Source organism: Burkholderia arboris (assembly GCF_902499125.1).
GTDB lineage: Bacteria > Pseudomonadota > Gammaproteobacteria > Burkholderiales > Burkholderiaceae > Burkholderia > Burkholderia arboris.
In genome coordinates, this window is the sequence record NZ_CABVPX010000023.1 from 88,440 (window position 1) to 108,637 (window position 20,198).

Sequence of the window (20,198 nt, forward strand, 5' to 3'; positions counted from 1 at the left end):
ACACCGGCACGAATATGATGAACGACGTTCAATTGGATCAAGCGGGCACCAGGGAGTATCCGTCGGGCGGGTACGACGCGACCACGCGCCTGGCCGCGAGCTGGTACGTCGCGATGCGCTCGGGCGACCTCAAGGACAAGCCGACGGAGTTGACGCTCTTCGGCCGGCCGTGTGTGGCGTGGCGCGGTGCGACGGGGCGGGCCGTGGTGATGGACCGCCACTGCGCGCACCTTGGTGCGAACCTCGCCGACGGGCAGGTCAAGGACGGGTGCATCCGGTGCCCGTTTCACCACTGGCAGTACGACGAGCAGGGCCAGTGCGTCCATATCCCCGGCCACAGCACGGCGGTGCGCCAGCTGGAGCCCGTCCCGCGCGGGGCGCGCCAGCCGACGTTGGTCACGGCCGAACGATACGGCTACGTGTGGGTCTGGTACGGCTCCCCGCAGCCGCTGCACCCGCTGCCCGAAATCGCCGCGGCCGACGTCGACAACGGCGACTTCATGCACCTGCACTTCGCGTTCGAGACGACGACGGCGGTTTTGCGGATCGTCGAGAACTTCTACGACGCGCAGCACGCGACCCCTGTCCACGCGCTCCCGATCTCGGCCTTCGAGCTCAAGCGCTTCGACGACTGGCGCCAGTGGCCGGAGGTCGAGTCGCTGGCCCGGGCCGGTGCGTGGTTCGGCGCCGGGATCGACTTCACCGTGAACCGGTACTTCGGGCCCCTCGGCATGCTGTCGCGCGCGCTTGGCCTGAACATGTCGCAGATGAACCTGCACTTCGATGGCTACCCCGGCGGGTGCGTCATGACCGTCGCCCTGGACGGAGACGCCAAATACAAGCTGCTCCAGTGTGTGACGCCGGTGAGCGAAGGCAAGAACGTCATGCACATGCTCATCTCGATCAAGAAGGTGGGCGGCGTGCTGCGTCGCGCGACCGACTTCGTGTTGTTCGGACTCCAGACCAGACAGGCTGCAGGGTACGACGTCAAGATCTGGAACGGGATGAAGCCGGATGGCGGCGGCGCGTACAGCAAGTACGACAAGCTCGTGCTCAAGTACCGCGCGTTCTACCGGGGCTGGGTCGACCGCGTCGTTCCGTCAGCCGCTAGCGAACATGCCGAGTGGCGTCACGGTCATCAGCGCGATTGTTGACGGGGCCGCCGTGCGATCAAGATTCAGCGCTTCCCGGGCTCGAGCGGGCCTCCGGGATTGCATGGGACGGAGCGTAGTTCCGGGTTGCGTTCAAGTTCGATACACGTGTTTCAAGGTTGCGAGGAAGGTGCGGGGCTCGCGCATCGTCGCTTACCGCGGTTTCATTCGACCTCTGCTTTTGCCGATCGGTGTGCGCGGCGACGCGCCGACAGGAATCTCGGTCAGGGATCTTGCGGCGGGCTCGATGTGCACACCTTCATTCCAACATCAATGCCATGAGGGATCATGAATCAGATCATCCGCAGATACGTTGCTTCCGTGATGCCACGCTCGTTGGCTGGCATGGCACTACTGGTCACAGCGGTCGGTGCGCATGCGCACGGCCGTTTGACCGAACCGCCTTCGCGCATCGTGCTGTGCACGCAAGGCCAGAATCCGGACTGTCCTGTCGACGCGTGGCACGCGAACGCGATGGAGAACGGCAAGTTCTTCCCTGCAACGCAAAGCGGCCTGTCGGATCCGTTCGCGCCGAACGATGCGAAGAATGCCGCGCCACCGATGGACGGCGAAATCGCCGGCGCCAGCACGAACGGCCCGCTGCCCGTGCTGAACGAGCAGTCGCCCGGCCGCTGGCAGAAGATCCCGTTACGTCCGGGCGCGTTGCAGAACTTCAAATGGGAATTCAGCGCCGTGCACAAGACGCGTCGTTGGAACTACTTCATTACACGCGCCGACTGGAATCCGTCGGAAAAGCTGACGCGCGCGCAGTTCGAGGCCACGCCTTTCTGCACGATCCAGAATCCCGGCCAGCCATACTGGGACCCGAATGCGAACCTGGTGCCCCAGCAACCGACCATTCATCAATGCCGGCTGCCGATGCGTAGCGGTTACCACGTGATCCTCGCGGTCTGGGAAGTGGCGGATACGGCGATGGCGTTTTATCAGGTCGTCGACGCGATGTTCACCAATGGCGATACGACACGCAGCCCGTTCTGATGTTGCTGCGCCATGACGCGTTCGGCGGTGCCCGGGGCGTCATGATTCGATTGAGTTCGAAAACGGAATTATCCCGGGCGCCCCGTCATTCTCAGCGTATTGGCGGGGCATCGAGAATGTCGGTGTACGATCCGTCGGCAGGCAGGCAGGGGCGAGGCCTGCGGAAGCGGTTTCGTCCGGTTGAGAAGCCCGGGGCGGAAACTAACCCGGGATTTTCGGGGGCGCGGACATGCCGGTACGTGACGAGGCGGTGTCTCTCGAACCCGGCCGCGCATTCCCTGGCGAAGGGGGCATGCGATTCACACTCTTGCGCAATCCAGGGTCGGCCCGGTTTTGGCATCGTGACCATGCGGGTCGCGCAAGAACGTCTGCCGGGGACGCGGTGGCGAGTACGGATACGAATACGGCAACCGGCTACCCGGCGACCACCTGGTTGCGACCTTGATGCTTCGCGCGGTACAGGCGTTCGTCCGCCTTGCGAAGGATCGCGTCGATCGTCTCGCCGTCCCGACCGAATTCGGAGGCGCCGACGCTTACGGTGACCTTGATCGGTTCGCCGATGCCTGCTTCGAACGGCTCGCCCGCGATCGCCGTGCGGATGCGCTCGCCGATCGATTGAGCGGTGTCCAGCGCGGCGTGCGGCAGCAGCACCATGAATTCCTCTCCGCCCGTCCGCGCGACGCCATCGTACGGCCGGATCGCATCGGCGCATTTGTTGACGAAGCGTTGCAACACCTGATCGCCCGTCTGATGCCCGTAACTGTCGTTGATCGCCTTGAAGTGGTCGAGGTCGAGCGCGAGCAACGAGAACGGCGCGCCGTTGCGCTTTGCCCGGTTGATTTCCGCTTCCACGCTTTCGATGAATTGCCGCCGGTTGGCGGCACCCGTGAGCGGGTCCGTGGCCGCGAGGTGCTCGAGCTTCTCGTTGGTACGTTGAAGCGCCTGCAGCGCTCGCTCCGTCCTTGCCATCGCTTCCCTCAACCGGGCAAACAGTTCTTCCTGGCTGTAGATCTTCGAAAACGAACGGGTTGTGTGAAAGGCCTGCACCACGCCGAAACTGAGCAGGAAGAAGCCGGCCGCAAAAATCGCATGCGCCAGCCACCACATGTGATTCCACGGCCGCGCGAGGATGAAAGCAAGCGAGGACAGTGCGAACGACGTCACCGAAATACCGTAGATCGTCATCAACGGCGAACGGATGCGGCGCACGGCCAGCGCGATGACGTTCACGCTGAAGAACAGCAGTGCGCCCCCCTCCATCGACAGGCGTACCCACAGGTTGCCGGCCACCGGCGAGTAGGCGACCGCGGCGACTGCGACGTCGACGAGTCCGAATACGGCGATCCAGGCAAGCCATGTGCGGCGCCGGCCGCGGATCGCTGCGCTGTCGGCCTTGCGACCATAAGTGAGTTGCCCGACAAAAGCGAAGATCGACATGGTCAGGCGCGAGGCCGGACCGTACAGCAGAAACAACCAGAGGTTGTGATGCGCCATGCCGGTGAACATGCCATGCAGCGCATAGATGAGGGAGAAGCCCAGAAAACCCAGCGTAAGCCAGCGTAGCAACGGCTCGCCCGACAGGCTGTAGCACCGCCAGCAGACATAGGTGACGAATGCGCCTTCAAGCGTGGCAGCCGCGATCGCAAGTTCGTGAAAGGCGTGGTTCTCGAATTTCAGTGACGGGTCCTGGAAGAAGTACAGGTAGGCAATCAGATACGCAGGCGTCAGCGCGAAGCCGACCAGCAGGAGTCTGGCGTACACCCGGGTGACCCGTTGGGCGGTGCCGGTCGATTCTTGGGCGGCAACATTGACAGTCATGTTCTGCCTCCGGTTTCGTTGAATGAATCAAGGATGGGAACGGCAACCATGGCGTCATGGCGGGGCGGTCGCCAATATGATGAAGCACGAGCGCATCGCCTGAATCTCGTCGACTTGAACAATAAGCCAAATGGCTGCGAGATACCGGTTTGAATTGTCGAATGGAGAAAATTGCAATATGGAAATGCAATCGATTGAATATTTCGGATTTCGATATTGTTTGAAGTAATCGATTCCAGGGTTGATGCCGGATGATTATGTAGTATAACCAGTAGCAGACCAGTTGAAATGCGGGTGCCGGATTGGGTCATCGCTCCATCATCCGCCGAAATATCGGTATCCGCCACTGTGCCGAAGGCATGCCATCACGGGCCGGCGTGACAACTTGACGATACCGCTTGCATCGCGTTCTTGCAGGCCTCCGATCTTGCGCGAACGTGAGGCATGACATGCTGCATCGGCATTGACCAGAGTCGGGGCGTTTCACGTCGTTGATATAAAAACAGCATCAATATCGAAATTTGTCTTCAGATGGCAATTTGTAAGGTCGATTTTTTGAATTCGACCTGAGCGGAGCTTTGCCAATCGAAAAGGGGGAAATCATGGACCAGTGACGGAGAGACAGGGTTCGAGAAATGAAACCAGCCGTAAGGCACATGCGGTTTCGCTTTCATTTGCGTTGCTTTCGATGTCTGGCGCAGCGATGCCAGCCTGTGCAGCAAGCTTCCACGATATTGCGAGCGGCGCCGCAGGCAGTTGCACGGCGGTGAAAGTATGACCTGGTCACCAGATGGGAAAGCCCCGGGGCTGATCTGATCACGATGTTTATTATGTAGTACAAATCAATGGTTCAAGTGATTGACGTCCATGTCACGTGTCGGTTTTCCGTTACGCCCGCATGGACGAAGCGCGTCTTCCTGAAATATTCCCCGGCATGGTTTGCGTGAAAGACCGGTGCCGGTAATGCGTATAACGCGATGAGGGCATGAACATGAAGAGCAACCAATCCGGATTCATGCAGCGATCGACCTTGAGGGGTGCGCTGGCGCTTCTGCTGGCATGGTCGTCTTTCGGCACTGGCGCTGCCACGGCGGGCGGGGCGGGTACCGGTACGGCGCCGGCATTCGTATATAGCCCGTACAAGGACGCGACGATTTCGATGAACTGGAACACGAACGTCATCTCGTCGAACGTGACCGGTCAATTGAGCCCGGTGCTGTCGGTGCTGCCAGCCGGTGTGCGTACGCTGACGCTCGCGTTTGCGACCGGCGAATGCGGCAGCGAGAACTGGGCGGGCGTTGACGGCGGCGCGATGGCGTCCGCCAATGTGCCGCTTTTCACCGCGGCCAACGTGAACTACGTGATTTCCACCGGCGGTGCGGCCGGTATGTTCACGTGCGGGACGGATGCGGGCATGGCGACCTTCATCAATCGTTATGCATCGGGCAACCTCATCGGGATCGATTTCGATATCGAAGGCGGGCAGACGCAACAGGTGATCAACGATCTCGTGCAGCGCGTGGCAGTCGCCCAGCAGAATTATCCCGGCCTGCGCTTCAGCTTTACGCTGGCGACACTGGCGCCTTCCCAGCAGGGAGCGACCACGGCCGGCTCCTGGGGCGCCAGCGCACCCGACAGCTTCAACGTGTATGGCGACTGGGTCATGCAGGCCATCCAGGCATCCGGCCTGAAGAACTACACCATCAACCTGATGACGATGGATTACGGGTCGGCCGGGGCGGGGAACTGCGTGGTCGCGAACGGCACCTGCCAGATGGGGCAGTCGGCGCTGCAGGCGGCGATGAACCTGCACGATCACTGGGGTGTACCGTACAGCCAGATCGAGCTGACGCCGATGATCGGCGGCAACGATGTGGCCGGCGAAACCTTTACGCCGGCGGATGCAGACACCGTTGCGCAGTTCGTGAAACAGAATGGCCTCGTGGGGGTCCATTTCTGGTCGTTCGACCGTGACGTCGATTGTCCGCCCGGTGCCGCGTCGTCGACATGCAACTCCATCGGCGGTGTCGGTACGCTCGGTTATACGAACCGGTTTGCCAACGGCCTGGCGCCCGGAAAATGAATGAAGTCTGGCCAGGGAGGAGACCGCGGGGGCCGTCCATATCACGACGAAGTTTCCCGTGGTTTCCGGTTTCCACGACCGGCAACCGGAGGAACGGCCGGGTGCCTACCTTGAACGGCAACTGCTGCTCAAGTGCGAGCTGATCTGCAGGATCGTGGCCGCCGCCGCGCCGACAAAAATCGACAAATCGGAACAGATCGGCGCGGCGTTCCCGCCTACCATCCGGACGTGCCTCGCGCATTCCCGTACCACCGCGGCATCGGCAGATGCATCGCCCGCATTCCGTTGCTCGCGTGTTCCTCGCACCCTCGCATCCTGACAAGCCGCCAAGAAAGCAAAGGATTCGCCATGTCTGCAAGATCACTCGCTTCAATTGCGCTGATGCTGCTGCTTGCCGCGTGCGGCGGCGATGGGGACGTGTCGGCACCGGGCGCCACCGTCGCGGCGACCACGATGCGCGTGTCGCCGGCCGCGGCCTGGAAGCCGCTCGCGCCCGGCACGAGCTGGCAATGGCAGATCGACGGCAACACGATCAACGAGACCGTGCTCGACCGCGTGAACAATTCCCGCAAGATGTTCGACGTCGACATGGAGCAGACCGATGCGGCGGCGATCCAGCGCTTGAAGGCGAAGGGCATCTACGTCGTCTGCTACATGGAGACCGGCGGCCGGGAAGACGGCCGCAGCGATGCGAACCAGTTTCCCGACAGCGTGCTCGGCAACCCCGTCGAAGGATACGAGGATCATGAGCGCTGGCTGGACATCCGTCAGACTGCGATCCTGATGCCCCTGATGCTGGCGCGTCTCGACCGGGCGAAGAAAAAGGGCTGCGACGGCATCGAACCGGATCTGGACGACAGTTATCGGCAGGAAACGGGTTTTCCGCTGACGCGCGACGACCAGTTGCGTTACAACACGGCACTGATCGCCGCCGCACACGATCGCGGGATGTCGATGGGCCTCAAGAACGGTTCGGGGATCGCCACCGCGATGGCGAAGGTCGCCGACTGGGCGCTCAACGAGCAGTGCAACAGGTTCCACGAGTGCGACGGCTACGCGAGCTTCATCGCGCTGAACAAGGCCGTGTTCAATGTCGAGTACACGCGCCCGGACGGCATGAGGCTCGCCGATTTCTGTCCGGCGGACAACCGCGCCAACTTCGACGGCCTTCTGAAATGGTCGAGCGACACGCTCGCGGCGCTGCCGCGCGCGGCATGCCGGTTCGAATGAGCGGCGCGCGGCGTGCGACGGTCGGGGCGATCCGCGGCACGTAAGTCGTGACGAAGCCGTGAACGCAGCCGCGCGAATCTGGGCGACAGATTCCGCGCGCGTGCCCAGGCCATTCAGGCTGAATGGCTTCCGGGCCCGGTTCGCCATCCGGACACGGCGCGGCGTTCTGCTTGTGCCGGGCTTCCTTGCCCGGAATCGTTGCGATGGGTGGTGTTCTCCCGGCGGGAGGGCATCACCGCATGGCAGTGCTGTCGGTGCATCTCGAGTTTCGCCGGTCGCGCGTCATCGTCCACGCCCACTTCGCGAAGATGCCGACGCCAGCATGACGCACGGTCTCCCGATGGCGTGCATGCCGATGCCCGTAAAATCTCCGCCTGGGCCAATCCAGGCACGGGCGTATCGCTTCCCGGCTGCGCGCTTCGCCGGCCCGCAGCGGTAAATCCTTCCCTGAACGGGAGGCCGCGTTTATGATCCGCCCTGCAAGCGGTGGTCGCTGGAATCGTCTGGTTGGTCGCACAACCAGTTCATTCCTTCGGGCACCGCTTTACTTTTGTGCCCAACCTTCACGCGAATTTGCGCAGACACCGGATAACCTGTGGTCTCGTCACCGTCGAATTGAAAGCGATCTGTAAATAACAATGCTGCCGACAAGTTATAACGCGTTGCTCGTTCTTCTTTCGCTCTTGATCGCCATTCTGGCGTCCTACACCGTGCTGGACATGGCCGGGCGTATCAAAACCGCTCGAGGGCACGCCGCACACTGGTGGCTGGTAGGCGGAGCCTGCGTGATGGGTACGGGCATCTGGTCGATGCATTTCGTCGGCATGCTCGCCTTCGCGTTGCCGATTCCAATTGGCTACGATCCGGCCATCACGGTGCTTTCGTGGCTGATCGCCATCGTCTGCTCCACGTGTGCGCTCTGGCTCGTCTGCCAGGACACGCTGAAGTGGCACCGACTGGGCGGCGGAGCCATGTTGATGGGCGCCGGCGTTGCGGGTATGCATTACACGGGCATGGCCTCCATGCGCATGTCGCCGGGCATCCAGTACGATCCGTTGCTCGTGTGCCTGTCGGTCGCGATTGCCGTGGTCGCGTCGGGCGCCGTGCTGTGGATCGTCTTCATTCGGCGGACCCACTCGAATCGCGTGCGCCTGCTCAATCTGGGCTCCGCCGTCTTGATGGGGGCCGCCATCGCCGGCATGCACTACACCGGGATGGCCGCCGCGCGGTTCCCGCTAGGCAGCATCTGCGGGGCAGCCGGCTCCCGCCTGGATGCCGGCTGGCTGGCGCTTGTCATCGTCGTTGCCACGTTGGCCATCCTCGCCATCGCGCTGGTCGTTTCCATCCTCGATCTGCGTCTGGAAGCCCGCACGGCGGTACTGGCGACGTCGCTGGCCGAAGCCAACCAGGAATTGACGTATCTGGCGCTGCACGACAACCTCACCAAGCTCCCCAATCGCGTGCTGCTCGAAGACCGGATCGATCAGGCCATCCAGAACACCGACCGCGAGAAGGGGCGTTTCGCGCTGATGTTCATGGATCTCGATGGATTCAAGGCGGTCAACGACGCCTATGGCCATCATGTCGGCGATCTGTTGCTGGTCGACGTGGCGCGGCGCATCGGCGCGAACCTGCGCTCGCAGGACACGATTGCCCGTCTGGGTGGCGACGAGTTCGTGCTGGTCGTGGCGGTGGACGAGCCCGCGGACGCGGCCGACGTGGCGGACAAGGTATTGGCGGTGATCCGGAAACCGTTCCGCGTGTCCGAGCACGAATTGCGCGTGTCGGCCAGCATCGGTATCGCGCTTTATCCCGGCAACGGCAGCGATTTCCGGGACCTGATGACCAACGCCGATGCCGCGATGTATCACGCGAAGGCGCTCGGCCGGAACGCGTACTGTTTCTTCGAAGCATCGATGAACGCGAATGTCCGCGAGCACTTGAAAATCGTGCAGGAACTCCGTTTGGCGCTGGAGCGGCGTGAACTGGTCCTGCATTACCAGCCGAAGTTCGACGTGCCCCACGGGCCGATCATCGGCGTCGAGGCGCTCTTGCGATGGATGCACCCGACGCGCGGCCTCATCGCACCCGATCAGTTCATCTCGATCGCGGAAAAGACCGGATTGATCGTGCCGATCGGCGAATGGGTCCTGGACGAGGCCTGCCGGCAGATGCGCGTGTGGTGCGATGCAGGCCGGACCGACTGGACGATGGCGGTCAACCTGTCACCGTTGCAATTCGGTCACGCGAGCCTGATCCGGGTCGTGCAGGCCACATTGGAACGGCACGCGCTGGAGCCGCACTGCCTGACGCTGGAGATCACCGAATCCACCGCGATGCGCGACGCGGACGCCAGCTTGAGAATCCTGCAGCAGCTTCACGACATGGGCGTGCGTATTTCCATCGACGATTTTGGAACGGGTTATTCGAGCCTGCTCTATCTCAAGCGCTTGCCGGCCAGCGAGCTCAAGATCGACCGGGGATTTATCCGCGATCTCGAACACGATACCGAAGATGCCGCGATCATTTCCGCGATCGTCGCGCTTGGCCGGGCACTCGACCTGAAGATCGTCGCGGAGGGCGTTGAAACGACCGCGCAGCAGCAGTTCCTGACCAAACTCGGTTGCAACTCGCTGCAGGGCTTCCTGCTCGGGCGTCCGATGCCGGCGGATCACTTCGTCGACGCGACCACGCAAGGTAATGCGATCAAGAACGTTTGAGCGTTTAACGCACGCGGCTCCGGCGTTGCCGCAGCGTACGCAGGTGCCCGCGCTCCGGGCGCCCTGCGAAGGCTGCGATGACGATCCTGCTATTTCACGGGCGTAAGGACCGGCGCGCCCTTGTTCTTGATCAGGAATACGACGAACTTTGCCGGCTTCGTGCTGCTGGCGTTCCGCCCGACCGTATGCACGTCCTCCGGGCCTTCGTGGAACGTGTCGCCGGCGTGGAGCGTGACCTCCTTCCCGCCGTTCAGGCCCATCACGATGCTGCCGTCGAGCACATAGACAAAGGTGTGCGCGTCGTGACGATGAACGGGGTCGACACTGCCGGGCGGATAATCGACCACGATCATTTCGACTTCCTTGCCCGGATACTCGGGCAACGGCTCCGTGGTCAGCTGCGTCACCCTGGCTTGCGGTGCGGCCGCTGCCGGCTGGGCTGGCATCAGCAGCGACAGCGCCAGCGCCAGCGGTGCGAGAACAAGCATGATGCGTTTCATGTCGTCACTCCAGGTCGGCCTTGTCGAGCCCGAACATCTTGTCGAACGAGCCGGGCACGATGCGGAATGCGACATTCAGCCGGTTCCAGCTGTTGATCGCGCCCACGAGGAAGGTGAGATCCGACAATTCCTTCTCCGAATAGTGGGCACGCACGCGTTCGTAGAGATCGTCCGGCACGCCATGCGCCGGGAGTTGCGTCAGTGTGTCGGTCCATTCGAGCGCGGCACGCTCGCGCGGCGAAAAGAGCGTCGACTCGCGCCAGATCGCCACGTGATGGAGACGCAGTTCGCGCTCGCCGTGGATTTTTGCCGTCTTGATGTGCATGTCGACGCAGAACGCGCAACCGTTGAGTTGCGACGCCCGAATCTCGACGAGCTCGCGGACCGGCGTCTCGATCGTCGTCTTCTGGAGCAACCCGTCGAGTTCCACGAGCTTCTTGGTCAGTTCAGGCGATTGCTGAAAGTAGTTGATGCGTTGCGTCATGATCCGTTCTCCTGATCTGTGGAAGCGGGACTACCGGGCCTGCGCATGGCGATTCATCGCAGGACCTGTCTGGCAACCATCGTAATCGCGGGTCTCGCGGGTCAGTAGTGCCGGGAACGTGCGCACTCTGTTGCCGCTTCGGCACCAATCCGGACTTGCGCACGATGCGTGCCGCGCGTCAACGGCCCAGGCACGCACGCAGCGTGTGTGCGTGACGTTGGGCTTCGTCCGCATCGGCGACGTTCGCGAACCCGATGACGAGGCCGCGCGGTGTTTGCTGCGTGTGGCTGTTCATGTACCAGATCGACAGCGGCAACACCGCGAGTCCCGCTTCGCGGGCGCGGGCAGCAACGGCGACGTCGTCGACCGGTCCGTCCGGGCCCTCGGTGAACCGCACCGCGAACTGGATGCCGCCGGGCGGCAATTCGACGATCAGCCGCTCGCCGAACACCTGTCGCAAGGCGTGCACGATCAGCGTGCGTCGCTCGCCGTACAGCGTGCGCATCCGCTTCAGATGCCGGGCAAAGTGCCCCTGTTCGATGAAATCCGCCAGGGCCGCCTGCAACAGCGTCGGCGAGCCGGCGTTCATGCTGCATGCCACGCGTTCGACGCGTTCCACCGCGCGCTCCGGCACGACCGCGTAGGCCAGCCGCAAGCCGGGATACATCGCCTTGCTGAAGGTACCGCAATAGATCACGTGATCCCGCCGGTCGAGGCTCTTCAGGGCCTGCAACGGGCGGCCAAGATAGCGAAACTCGCTGTCGTAGTCGTCCTCGACGATCCAGCCCGACATTTTTTCGGCCCAGTCGAGCAGCGCGATGCGCCGGGCAAGCGACAGCGTATGGCCAAGCGGGCTCTGATGCGACGGTGTCACCAGCGCGAAGCGTGCGTGCGCGTCCAGTTGCATGCCGCGCGCGACGTCGATGCCGTCGGTGTCCACCGGCACCGGGACGAGCTGCACGCCGGTCTCGGACAGAAAGCCGCGTGCGAGCAGATAGCCGGGATCCTCGAACCACACCCGGTCGTTCGGCCGTGCGAGGCTGCGCAGCACGAGTTCCAGCGTTGCGCGGTAGCCGCTGGTGATGAACACCTGCTCCGGCGCGCAGGCGACGCCCCGCGACAGCGTCAGATAAGTGGCGATGTGCTCGCGCAGCGGCCGGTAGCCGGCCGGATTCGGGTAGCCGAGCAGCGCGCGATCGCCGCCACGCGCGCGCTGCGACACGAGCCGATGCCATACCTTGCGCGGAAATGCGTCGAGCGCCGGGACCCCGGGTTGCAACGGGCGCGGCTCGCCGCTCATCGCGACGGCGATCGGCTGCGGACGCCGTGGCGGCGGGTGGTCGTGCCGTGCCGGCTCGTCGGCACGTGCGGGCGCCGACCGCGTCAGCGACGTCGGCAGCGACGGCGATACGAACGTGCCGGCCGCGCCGCGCATTTGCAGATATCCCTCGTCGACCAGGATCGTGTACGCCTGTTCGACCGTGCCGCGCGCCGTGTTCAGTTGGGTCGCCAGCCCGCGCAACGCGGGCACGCGATCGCCGGGGCGCAGATGACCCGCGGCGATCGCTGTTCTGAACCGCTCGCAAATCTGCAGATAGACGGGCAACTGGCGTTGCCGGTCGATTTCGATGGTCAGGGCGGGCGTTTGCGCAGACATCACGGTCTCGTGGGTAAGGGGAGCCGACGCGGCATGGATCAGTCTGATCGACGATTCTTGGCACTTCTGGATAGGACATGATTCTTCCACACTTGCGCCACGCGATGCGACGGTCATGGCCGGATTCACCGGATCCGGCGCCCGTCACGTACTCCGCACGTTTCAGTCAAATCCTTTCGTCAGGAGATTTTGCGATGAAGATCGTTGTCATCGGTGGTTCGGGCCTGATCGGCTCGCGGGTCGTCACGCTGCTCGGCGAAGCCGGCCATCAGGTGCTTGCTGCATCGCCGCGTACCGGCGTCAACACCGTCACGGGCGAAGGCCTGGCCGGCGTATTGACGGGCGCGGACGTTGTCGTGGACGTGGCGAATGCGCCGTCGTGGGAGCCGCAGGCGGTGCTGGACTTCTTCCGCACGTCGGCACGCAATCTCGGCAAGGCCGAAGTGGCAGCGGGCGTGCGCCATCACGTCGCGCTGTCGATCGTCGGCTGCGACCGGATGCCGGAGAACGGCTATTTCGCGGCCAAGGTGGCGCAGGAGCAGGCGATCGAGGCAGCGGGCGTGCCGTACACGATCGTGCGCGCCACGCAATTCATGGAGTTCATCGGCGGTATCGCCGATTTCGGCACCGAAGGCGGCACCGTCCGCATCGGCGACGGACTGTTCCAGCCGATCGCGGCGGAGGACGTTTCGGCACTCGTCGCGCAGATCGCGCTCGACGGGCCGCTGAACGGTACGGTCGAAATTGCCGGCCCGGATCGCGCGCCGTTCGCGGAGATCGTCGCACGCTATTTGAAGTCGGCCGGCGACTCGCGCGCGGTGGTGATCGATGGTGACGCCCGCTACTACGGCGGCCGCGTCGAGGAAGAATCGCTGGTCCCGCTCGGGCCTGCACGACTCGGCCGCATCGGACTCGACCAGTGGCTCGCGAGAAGCTGATTCGCATTGGCACGCGCGGCAGTTCGCCGGCGCAGGTCGGCGACGGGCAATCGGGGGGCGCGACATGTCTGGGGGCACGGGAAATGAATCGGTCGGAAACATCGGAGCACGGCGTTCGTCGCGATCTGGCCAGTCGCGCCGATGCGTTGTCGGCGAGCTTCGGTGCGAGCTATGCAGGCATCCTCGCATTCGTTGCAGTGGCGAGCGAGGGAAGCTTCACCAGGGCTGCCGAACGGCTCGGCGTCGGGCGGCCGGCCGTGAGCCGGAATGTCCAGAAGCTGGAGGCGCAGCTGAGCACGCGGCTGTTTCAGCGCACCACGCGCACGACCGAACTGACGCGCGAGGGCCAACGATTTTTCGAGAACTGCCATCAGGGCGTGGCCCAGATCGTGGAAGCCATGAACGACATGCTGGAGTTGCGGCAGGGGCCGCCGCGCGGCCTCATTCGCATCAGCGCGGCCGTGGGATTCGGCAGGAAGATCGTGGCGCCGCTGCTGGAAAAGTTTGCGGACGCGTATCCGGAAATCGTCATCGATCTGCTGCTCGACGACCGGCCGATTGACCTGGTGTCGGAGCGGATCGACGTATCGTTTCGCAACGGGCGCATCGAGGATTCCAGCATCATTGCCCGTCAATTGATTCCGATGCAGATGGCGCTTTGCGCGGCGCCGTCGTATGTGGCGAGGCACGGTCTCCCGCAGAGCATCGATGATCTCGGCCGGCACGAGTGCATCAATTTCCGGTTTGCGAGCGGGCGCCTGTTCGAATGGGAGTTCAATGTCGACGGGCGCGTGCAAAAGTACCTGCCGACGTCGCGCCTCACGTTCAACGACGCGGATCTGGTGTTGCGTGCGGTGCTGAACGGATCGGGCATCGCACAGATGGCGGGCTACCAGATTCGCGATCACCTCGCGTCGAACGAGCTCGTCGTCGCGCTGGCGAAGCACGTGCCGGAGGATCGCGGCCATTACATCTGCTATCTGAGCCGGCAACATCTTCCGACGCGCATTCGAATCTTCGTCGATTTCATGACCGAACAGATTCGCGCGCGCGATCTGAATTGCATGACCCGGTTCAATCCGGAGACGGCGGATCTGTCGTCGACGGGACTGGCGGCGTGACGCGTCGATGAAGAAAAACGCCCAGGGCCACGGCCGATCCGCCTGACGTCGGTCCCGGTTGAGCGTACGAAAATCGAGGCGCTGTGATGCGAACGGGATGATTCGACCTGATGAGCATGCAACCGACGTCACGTCGGCTCATGCGCTGGAATCCAAATGGAATCGGTATGTGCGCCATCGCGGTCACGCATCCATCAGCGCTTGCGCGTCCGGCGCTGTCGCGGGCACGGGCGACCACGCCGGTGGTGCGATCGCCAGCAACTGCTTCAACTCGTTGACGACCGTTTCCGCCGGCAGGACGCCGGCATGTTCGCCGGCGCGGCCAAGACGCGGCATGATGTGCTGGACGCCATCGTATTGCCAGTGGGATGTCCCCCGCTCGGCCGCCTGCAGCGCACGCAAGAGGATCGACAGGTCGCGCCGGGGGCGCGGCGATTGCGAGACGCGTGCGACCCAGCCCTCGTAACGCTGATGAATCATGACATCGTCGTGCGCGACGAGCGCGATCGTCGACAGGGCGGTCCGGTTGTGAAATCCGATCGGCGACAACCCGAAGTAGTGTTGCGATGCGCGCCCGCGAGGCGCGGCCGACGCAGGCAGCCGGAATACCGCGAGATCGAGTTCGGGATGCTGTTCGATGTGCGTACCCGGGTGATCGAGCAGGGCCTCGGTGCCGGCATGGTGACGCTCGGCGTCGCGCCACAGGGCGTCGGGTATCGATGGCGCATCGAGCCAGTCACGCAAGGTCGGCAACAGCGTGTCAAACACCGTCGCGATGCGCGCGCTGTCATCGCTGAACCCGTGGACATCCTGTAAAACCCGCGCGGCAACCGAGTCCAGTGCGAACGCGAGCCGGCGCGCGACGTCCGAGCGGCCGCGCGCGAAGTCGCCGAAGCGTGCAACGTCGACCAGCAGCGCCTGATGGCGCAACGCGTGGCCAGGCGCGATGAGTGCATAGATCGACGCGAGTCCGTCGAGATCGAAGTGATCGGTCGTCACGCAGTGCACGTCCGGATCGACGGCGCCTTCCGTCACGAAGCGAAGCACGCTTTCTGTCGAAAGGTTGGCCCGATAACGTGCCGGCGTGCGATTCGATGGCCAGTGCGACAGCGTGAGCCGCGTCGCCGCGTTGTGGATCGCGTCGGCCGCGATGTTCGGCACTTCGTCGGCGTGATCGAACGGCAGGAATGCGAGGCGATCGTGCGGCGACAGCCGCACGGCGTCGATCGGGGCGCGCGGGCGGACCGGGTGCGGTGCGAGTGCGGCACGCAACGCGGCATCGTTCCGTTCCGCATAGCGCTGTTCGAGTTCACCGTGCCGGCCGAAATCGTAATGCAGCGTGCGCAGATTGCTGCGCCTCAGGTCGAATGGCACACCGTTTTGCGTGATCGCGCCACGCCCTGCGATCAGGTTCTGAAGATCGTGGAACGTATTGTCGCGGATCGCGATGACGCGGCCGGCGAGCAGACGCAACGCGAAACCGTCGAGATGTGCGGCGACGTCGTCGTCGAATTGCGCTTCGTGGTCGCCGTCGTACAGCGGAACGAACGAGGTCATGGCAGGGATTCCGTCAAGTCGGGTTGTCAGTCATAAGGCGTCCGGGAGCGCAGGCGAGCGGCCCGGCCATCACCGGACAGGCACGCGGCGAGCGACGACGGCGGCCAGCAGGGGCGCGGCCGCGAACAGGCCGAACAACCATGCGGCCGCCTGCTGCGCGCCGGCGAGTCCTCCGGGCGTCGAGAAACCGGCGAGATTGGCGACGAGCCCGCCGAGCGCGGCGCCGATCGCGGTCGCATAGAGCTGCACGGTCGTGATCGACGTCGAAGCGAGGTCTTCCTGCCCGGCCGGTGCGTGCGTCAGAATCCGTGTGAGCAGGTGGGGCCAACCCACGCCGATGCCGCCCCCCACCGCCGTGAGCGCGATGCACAGGATGGTCACCCCGGCCCAGGTTCCGGGCGGGTGCTGCTGCGGGGCGACGAACGCGAGTGCGGCGAGCGCCAGCATCACGACCAGCGGCCCGCCGCGCACCAGCGCTTGCGCGGTACGCGCGCGTTGCCCCGAGCTGAAGACCGAGCCGACCGTCCAGCCTGCCGCCATCAGCGCGGTCAGATAGCCGGCGATCAGCGGCGGGTAGCCGTGAATGACCTGCAGGAAATACGGAACGAACACCTCCGTCGTGATCCCGATCACGAGCAGGCTCATGCACGCGTAGATGGCGCCGAGCGGTGTGCGGATGCTGTAGGCACCCGTCGGCAGCAGCCGGATCGTCGCGTCGCGCTCGACGCGCACGATCAGCGCTGCGATCGCAAGGCCCGCGGCGACACCCGCGATGTTCGCGGCGCGCGCCGTCGACAGGCTGGCCACGGACACGACCAGCACCGAGGCGGCAAGCAGCAGAATCCTGCCGAGCGCGAGCCGCGATGCCGGCTGGCCGGACGCCTCGTATGCGGGCAGCCTGACGATCACGATCAGCGCCAGCACGGCGGCAACGGGCAGCAATGCGACGAACGCGAGCCGCCAGGACCCCGTCTCCGCGAAGATTCCGCCGATTGCCGGCCCGCAAAGCGTCGCGACGCCCCACATGCCGGACACCATCGCCATTGCACGCGACCACAGGCGTGCGTCGAACACGACCCGGATCAACGCGTAGCTGAGCGCGAACAGGATCCCGCCGCCGAATCCCTGTGCGGTACGGCCGACGAGCATCCACGGCATGGTCTGCGCGCTCGCGCACGCGAGCGTGCCCGCGCAAAACACGACGAGCGCAATGAGGTAGGCGGCGCGCGGTCCGAAACGTCCGAGCACGTTGGCAGACAGCGGCGCGCCGACGATCGATGCAGCCATGAACAGCGTCGTATTCCACGCGTAGTATTCGAGCCCGCCGATATCCCGAACGACCGACGGCAGGATGGTCGTTGCGATGTAGATGTTGATCGCATGCAGCGCGACACCGCCGGCCAGCGCCAGCGACCGCATGCCGTTCGCGCCCGACAGCAGCGCACGCCAGCCCGCGGTCGACGGCGCGGCCGATGCAGGCGGCGCGTTCGTGACGTCGTCGATACTCATGTCTTCTCCGATGCGTGATCGCCTGTCCTGGCGACCGGATGCTTGAAAGGGTCATCGGTATCCGTTATAAAACCTCAACCATTGTTGAGGTCAACAGGCGGGGATCATGAAAATCGATATGCAGGTGCCGTTGTCCGTCGGTGAGGTCGCGCGGCGCAGCGGTATTGCCGTGTCGTCGATCCACTTCTACGAAGCCAAGGGATTGATTCACGGCTGGCGTAGCGACGGCAACCAGCGTCGTTATGCGCGCGACGTGCTGCGACGGGTCGCGGTCATCAAGGTTGCGCAGCGCGCGGGCATTCCGCTCGACCGGATCAAGGCCGCGCTGGACGAGCTGCCGTCCGGCAAGGCGCCGAGCGCGGCGGACTGGCGGCGGCTGTCGACAGGATGGCGCGACCTGTTGAACGAACGGATCCGGAAGCTTACCCAGTTGCGCGACCAGATGGACGGGTGCATCGGCTGCGGATGCCTGTCGATGAAGGATTGCCCGTTGAGGAACCCGGGCGATGCATTGAGCGAGCGCGGGCAGGGGGCCGTGCTGCTCGAGGACGAGCCGGGGCGCAAGCGCAGGTCGACGTGACGCGGACTGTCATGTGGACGTGACGATCGATTTCATCCCACCGACGCTGACGCGGGATGCGGATGCGCGCAGCACAAGTCTCCACGACGGTCGTCATATAACGGCGATTCGATTTCAGGCTGAAACCGGAAATGCACGGTCGTTTCCTTTTGTTCACCGGTGAACCGGGAATCCAGATTCGATGCATAAAAATAATTAGAAGAATTCCGGTGGCACTCAGATATTCCCTTCATTCATCTACGCGCGACACGTCGAATCGAATTGCCCGTGTTATTTCCATCGTGTGCGCGTTACGGCGTGCCGTTACGTAACGGGCGACACGATGATCGAGTCGCAAACGTTTTCCAATTGGAATTCGAATTAATCAGACGTTTTGAACAAAAATCATAGGTCATTGTTTTATTGGAATTTTTCTGCACTGCAGCAAGAAAATTCGGAACAGTGGCACGGATTGTGCATTAAACGATGCGTGCCGCAGTAACGAATACCAAGACGATAGACCAAACATGAATCGAAACCACATTCCGAAATCCGGACGCGACGCGGGGGCGAAGCGGTCGAATCCGGACATTCGCACCATTGATCGCTCCGGCAGGCCAATCGATTCAGGCCTGTCCGGGGGCGACGTCATCCTTGCCGCAACGGAACGTACCAGCAGGTTCCAGCAGAACCGATCTGCCGGCATGCGGGCGTAAGCGTAGCCATTTCTCGATTCGAATAATCCAGTCAGGTCATAAAATTAGTATTGCGAAATAAATAATTAATCGATATTTCGTACATGTCGGGGTAAATGATGGACGGGTTCTTCTTGCGCGTGATCGACGGTGCGTTGATCGTGGTCGGCGCCTTTGGCGCATTGCATTTCGGGTTTCCGGCGGACGGCCTGTCGCACGCCGGATTCGATGGCCTGCTCGTGGCTTTCGCGGTTGCGCTCGCGTTGTCCGTGTTTCCGGCATGCGGGCTGTATCGCGGCACTCGCGAACGCTCGGCGGTCAACCTGATGAGTCGAGCGATTGTCGCCTGGCTTATCGTGCAGGCCGGCGGATATGCATTGCTCTTCGTACTGCACCGATTGCATCTGGTGCGCGGACTATGGTTCGTCTACTGGACGATTACCAGCGGGCTCGGGATGCTGCTGGCCCGCACGCTCGCGCTCGCGGTACTGAAGCTGGTCGTGCGTTTCGGCCGGCGCGCGCGCAGTGTGGCGGCACAAGGGCCGGTGGTGGCTTCTCGAATGATGCGGCTCGTGTTCAAGCGCGTTTTCGACCTCGCGCTTTCGATTCCGCTTCTTTTTATTCTGGCTCCATTATTCGTAATACTAATTATCGTGGTGAAGCGTGATGGCGGTCCGGCAATCTTCGGGCACGTACGTGTCGGCCGTGACGGAACGCGTTTCCGGTGCCTGAAATTCCGCACGATGGTCGTCAATTCCGAAGAAGTGTTGCGCGACACGCTCGCCCGCGATCCGGAAGCGCGCGCGGAATGGATGAGGGATTTCAAGCTGAAGAACGACGTGCGCATCACGCCGGTCGGGCATTTCCTGCGACGGACCAGCCTCGACGAATTGCCCCAGTTGTGGAATGTGCTGCGCGGTGAAATGAGTCTCGTGGGCCCGCGCCCCATCGTCGACCAGGAACTCGCGCGCTATGGCAGCGACGCGCACTACTACCTCATGAGCACGCCTGGCATTACCGGGCTATGGCAAGTGAGCGGACGCAGCAATGTCGACTATGCGCAGCGCGTATCGCTCGACGTGTCGTACGTGAAGCAATGGTCGCCCCTGCTCGACTTCGGCATCTTGCTGCGAACCGTCAAGGTCGTGATGCGACGGGAGGGGGCGTACTGACGGTG

Annotated in this window: 17 protein-coding genes; 11 read left to right on the forward strand and 6 right to left on the reverse strand. The window is 63.4% G+C overall.

What is annotated here, in order from left to right:
• Window positions 1-17: 17 nt before the first annotated feature.
• Both BLA15945_RS25435 and BLA15945_RS25440 read left to right on the forward strand, forming a co-directional pair.
• Complete coding sequence (locus BLA15945_RS25435; protein ID WP_059242529.1) at window positions 18-1,154, forward strand: Rieske 2Fe-2S domain-containing protein; 1,137 nt, start codon at window positions 18-20, stop codon at window positions 1,152-1,154.
• Window positions 1,155-1,475: 321 nt separating this feature from the next.
• Window positions 1,476-2,150 carry a lytic polysaccharide monooxygenase gene (locus BLA15945_RS25440; protein ID WP_059242527.1) on the forward strand — a complete coding sequence of 225 codons (675 nt, stop codon included), beginning with the start codon at window positions 1,476-1,478 and terminating at the stop codon, window positions 2,148-2,150.
• 414 nt (window positions 2,151-2,564) lie between these two features.
• Here the strand turns inward: BLA15945_RS25440 and BLA15945_RS25445 are convergent, their stop codons facing one another.
• Entirely contained in the window at window positions 2,565-3,968 is a 1,404-nt protein-coding gene (locus BLA15945_RS25445; protein ID WP_059242290.1) for a GGDEF domain-containing protein, read from the reverse strand.
• A gap of 985 nt (window positions 3,969-4,953) precedes the next feature.
• Here BLA15945_RS25445 and BLA15945_RS25450 point away from each other — a divergent pair.
• From BLA15945_RS25450 to BLA15945_RS25465, 4 genes are all read left to right on the forward strand, one after another.
• A complete protein-coding gene (locus BLA15945_RS25450) occupies window positions 4,954-6,051 on the forward strand; it encodes a glycoside hydrolase family 18 protein (protein ID WP_407045113.1) in 1,098 nt (365 codons plus the stop codon).
• Between the two features lie 58 nt (window positions 6,052-6,109).
• Window positions 6,110-6,370 (forward strand): hypothetical protein, encoded by a 261-nt coding sequence (locus BLA15945_RS25455; protein WP_174993661.1) that lies wholly within the window; start codon window positions 6,110-6,112, stop codon window positions 6,368-6,370.
• Window positions 6,371-6,399: 29 nt separating this feature from the next.
• A complete protein-coding gene (locus BLA15945_RS25460; RefSeq protein ID WP_174993662.1) occupies window positions 6,400-7,281 on the forward strand; it encodes an endo alpha-1,4 polygalactosaminidase in 882 nt (293 codons plus the stop codon).
• A 638-nt stretch (window positions 7,282-7,919) separates the two neighbouring features.
• Complete coding sequence (locus BLA15945_RS25465; protein ID WP_174993663.1) at window positions 7,920-10,001, forward strand: bifunctional diguanylate cyclase/phosphodiesterase; 2,082 nt, start codon at window positions 7,920-7,922, stop codon at window positions 9,999-10,001.
• Between the two features lie 89 nt (window positions 10,002-10,090).
• Here the strand turns inward: BLA15945_RS25465 and BLA15945_RS25470 are convergent, their stop codons facing one another.
• The 3 genes from BLA15945_RS25470 to pdxR form a co-directional block, all read right to left on the reverse strand.
• On the reverse strand, window positions 10,091-10,501 hold the full coding sequence (locus BLA15945_RS25470; RefSeq protein ID WP_174993664.1) for a cupin domain-containing protein: 411 nt from the start codon (window positions 10,499-10,501) through the stop codon (window positions 10,091-10,093).
• Between the two features lie 4 nt (window positions 10,502-10,505).
• Entirely contained in the window at window positions 10,506-10,985 is a 480-nt protein-coding gene (locus BLA15945_RS25475) for a carboxymuconolactone decarboxylase family protein (protein ID WP_174993665.1), read from the reverse strand.
• A gap of 178 nt (window positions 10,986-11,163) precedes the next feature.
• On the reverse strand, window positions 11,164-12,642 hold the full coding sequence (gene pdxR / locus BLA15945_RS25480; protein WP_174993666.1) for a MocR-like pyridoxine biosynthesis transcription factor PdxR: 1,479 nt from the start codon (window positions 12,640-12,642) through the stop codon (window positions 11,164-11,166).
• A 194-nt stretch (window positions 12,643-12,836) separates the two neighbouring features.
• On the opposite strand from pdxR, the gene BLA15945_RS25485 reads away from it, so the two are divergent.
• Together BLA15945_RS25485 and BLA15945_RS25490 are read left to right on the forward strand one after the other, a co-directional pair.
• The gene (locus BLA15945_RS25485) at window positions 12,837-13,580 is read left to right on the forward strand and encodes an SDR family oxidoreductase (protein WP_174993667.1); all 744 of its coding nucleotides are present in this window, start codon (window positions 12,837-12,839) and stop codon (window positions 13,578-13,580) included.
• An 83-nt stretch (window positions 13,581-13,663) separates the two neighbouring features.
• The gene (locus tag BLA15945_RS25490; RefSeq protein ID WP_059242276.1) at window positions 13,664-14,701 is read left to right on the forward strand and encodes a LysR family transcriptional regulator; all 1,038 of its coding nucleotides are present in this window, start codon (window positions 13,664-13,666) and stop codon (window positions 14,699-14,701) included.
• Window positions 14,702-14,884: 183 nt separating this feature from the next.
• Here BLA15945_RS25490 and BLA15945_RS25495 read toward each other — a convergent pair whose 3' ends face one another.
• Window positions 14,885-16,258 (reverse strand): DUF6687 family protein, encoded by a 1,374-nt coding sequence (locus BLA15945_RS25495; RefSeq protein WP_174993668.1) that lies wholly within the window; start codon window positions 16,256-16,258, stop codon window positions 14,885-14,887.
• Between the two features lie 69 nt (window positions 16,259-16,327).
• Window positions 16,328-17,767, reverse strand: a complete 1,440-nt coding sequence (locus BLA15945_RS25500) for an MFS transporter (RefSeq protein ID WP_174993669.1) — start codon at window positions 17,765-17,767, stop codon at window positions 16,328-16,330.
• 106 nt (window positions 17,768-17,873) lie between these two features.
• Here BLA15945_RS25500 and soxR point away from each other — a divergent pair, with 106 nt between their 5' ends.
• The 3 genes from soxR to BLA15945_RS25515 all read left to right on the forward strand — a co-directional run bounded on the left by soxR (window position 17,874) and on the right by BLA15945_RS25515 (window position 20,193).
• On the forward strand, window positions 17,874-18,347 hold the full coding sequence (gene soxR, locus BLA15945_RS25505; protein WP_059242269.1) for a redox-sensitive transcriptional activator SoxR: 474 nt from the start codon (window positions 17,874-17,876) through the stop codon (window positions 18,345-18,347).
• Between the two features lie 506 nt (window positions 18,348-18,853).
• On the forward strand, window positions 18,854-19,042 hold the full coding sequence (locus BLA15945_RS25510) for a hypothetical protein (RefSeq protein WP_174993670.1): 189 nt from the start codon (window positions 18,854-18,856) through the stop codon (window positions 19,040-19,042).
• Between the two features lie 98 nt (window positions 19,043-19,140).
• Entirely contained in the window at window positions 19,141-20,193 is a 1,053-nt protein-coding gene (locus tag BLA15945_RS25515) for a sugar transferase (RefSeq protein WP_059242267.1), read from the forward strand.
• Window positions 20,194-20,198: the final 5 nt, after the last annotated feature.

Coding starts and splice junctions, on each gene's coding strand:
- BLA15945_RS25435 (WP_059242529.1), top strand. CDS start 18: ATGAACGACGTTCAATTGGATCAAGCGGGCACCAGGGAGTATCCGTCG.
- BLA15945_RS25440 (WP_059242527.1), top strand. CDS start 1,476: ATGCCACGCTCGTTGGCTGGCATGGCACTACTGGTCACAGCGGTCGGT.
- BLA15945_RS25445 (WP_059242290.1), bottom strand. CDS start 3,968: ATGACTGTCAATGTTGCCGCCCAAGAATCGACCGGCACCGCCCAACGG.
- BLA15945_RS25450 (WP_407045113.1), top strand. CDS start 4,954: ATGAACATGAAGAGCAACCAATCCGGATTCATGCAGCGATCGACCTTG.
- BLA15945_RS25460 (WP_174993662.1), top strand. CDS start 6,400: ATGTCTGCAAGATCACTCGCTTCAATTGCGCTGATGCTGCTGCTTGCC.
- BLA15945_RS25465 (WP_174993663.1), top strand. CDS start 7,920: ATGCTGCCGACAAGTTATAACGCGTTGCTCGTTCTTCTTTCGCTCTTG.
- BLA15945_RS25470 (WP_174993664.1), bottom strand. CDS start 10,501: ATGAAACGCATCATGCTTGTTCTCGCACCGCTGGCGCTGGCGCTGTCG.
- BLA15945_RS25475 (WP_174993665.1), bottom strand. CDS start 10,985: ATGACGCAACGCATCAACTACTTTCAGCAATCGCCTGAACTGACCAAG.
- pdxR (WP_174993666.1), bottom strand. CDS start 12,642: ATGTCTGCGCAAACGCCCGCCCTGACCATCGAAATCGACCGGCAACGC.
- BLA15945_RS25485 (WP_174993667.1), top strand. CDS start 12,837: ATGAAGATCGTTGTCATCGGTGGTTCGGGCCTGATCGGCTCGCGGGTC.
- BLA15945_RS25490 (WP_059242276.1), top strand. CDS start 13,664: ATGAATCGGTCGGAAACATCGGAGCACGGCGTTCGTCGCGATCTGGCC.
- BLA15945_RS25495 (WP_174993668.1), bottom strand. CDS start 16,258: ATGACCTCGTTCGTTCCGCTGTACGACGGCGACCACGAAGCGCAATTC.
- BLA15945_RS25500 (WP_174993669.1), bottom strand. CDS start 17,767: ATGAGTATCGACGACGTCACGAACGCGCCGCCTGCATCGGCCGCGCCG.
- soxR (WP_059242269.1), top strand. CDS start 17,874: ATGAAAATCGATATGCAGGTGCCGTTGTCCGTCGGTGAGGTCGCGCGG.
- BLA15945_RS25510 (WP_174993670.1), top strand. CDS start 18,854: ATGAATCGAAACCACATTCCGAAATCCGGACGCGACGCGGGGGCGAAG.
- BLA15945_RS25515 (WP_059242267.1), top strand. CDS start 19,141: ATGGACGGGTTCTTCTTGCGCGTGATCGACGGTGCGTTGATCGTGGTC.